Here is a 1176-nt window from a genome sequence, read left to right on the forward strand (position 1 = left end):
ATGGCAAAGAGCAAATTCGAGCGCAACAAGCCGCACGTCAACATTGGCACGATTGGCCACGTTGACCATGGCAAGACGTCGCTGACGGCGGCGATCACGAAGTATTTCGGCGAGTTCAAGGCGTATGACCAGATCGACGCGGCGCCGGAAGAAAAGGCGCGCGGCATCACCATCTCGACGGCGCACGTCGAATACGAGACGCCGAACCGCCACTATGCGCATGTCGACTGCCCCGGCCACGCCGACTACGTCAAGAACATGATCACCGGTGCGGCGCAGATGGACGGCGCGATTCTCGTCGTTTCGGCCGCCGACGGGCCGATGCCGCAGACGCGCGAACACATCCTGCTCGCCCGCCAGGTCGGCGTTCCGGCGATCGTCGTGTTCTTGAACAAGGTCGACCAGGTCGACGACGCCGAACTGCTCGAGCTCGTCGAGCTGGAAGTGCGCGAACTGCTGTCGTCCTACGAATTCCCGGGCGACGACATTCCGATCATCAAGGGTTCGGCGCTCGCCGCGCTTGAAGATTCCGACAAGAAGATCGGCGAAGACGCGATCCGCGAGCTGATGGCAGCGGTTGACGCCTACATCCCGACGCCGGAGCGTCCGATCGACCAGCCGTTCCTGATGCCGATCGAAGACGTGTTCTCGATCTCGGGCCGCGGTACGGTCGTGACCGGCCGCGTCGAGCGCGGCATCATCAAGGTCGGTGAGGAAGTCGAGATCGTCGGCATCCGTCCGACGACGAAGACGACCTGCACGGGCGTCGAGATGTTCCGCAAGCTGCTCGACCAGGGCCAGGCCGGCGACAACATCGGCGCGCTGCTGCGCGGTGTCGACCGCAACGGCGTCGAGCGCGGCCAGATCCTGTGCAAGCCGGGTTCGGTGACGCCGCACACGAAGTTCAAGGCGGAAGCCTACATCCTGACGAAGGAAGAGGGTGGCCGTCACACGCCGTTCTTCACCAACTACCGTCCGCAGTTCTACTTCCGCACGACGGACGTGACCGGCATCGTGACGCTGCCGGAAGGCACGGAAATGGTGATGCCGGGCGACAACGTGACGGTTGACGTCGAGCTGATCGTGCCGATCGCGATGGAAGAGAAGCTGCGCTTCGCCATCCGCGAAGGCGGCCGCACCGTCGGCGCCGGCATCGTCGCCTCGATCATCAAGTAA

Annotated in this window: 1 protein-coding gene; it reads left to right on the forward strand. The window is 63.7% G+C overall.

Annotation, left to right across the window (positions count from 1 at the left end; all coding sequences use genetic code 11):
- Positions 1–1176: an elongation factor Tu gene (tuf, locus tag AYK65_RS06800; protein ID WP_026612446.1), complete on the forward strand. Its 1176-nt coding sequence runs from the start codon at positions 1–3 to the stop codon at positions 1174–1176.

Source organism: Ensifer aridi (assembly GCF_002078505.1).
Taxonomy (GTDB): Bacteria; Pseudomonadota; Alphaproteobacteria; order Rhizobiales; family Rhizobiaceae; genus Sinorhizobium; species Sinorhizobium aridi.

What these genes read in the sequence shown, in the direction of transcription:
- tuf (WP_026612446.1), top strand. Translation starts at nt 1, where the DNA reads ATGGCAAAGAGCAAATTCGAGCGCAACAAGCCGCACGTCAACATTGGC.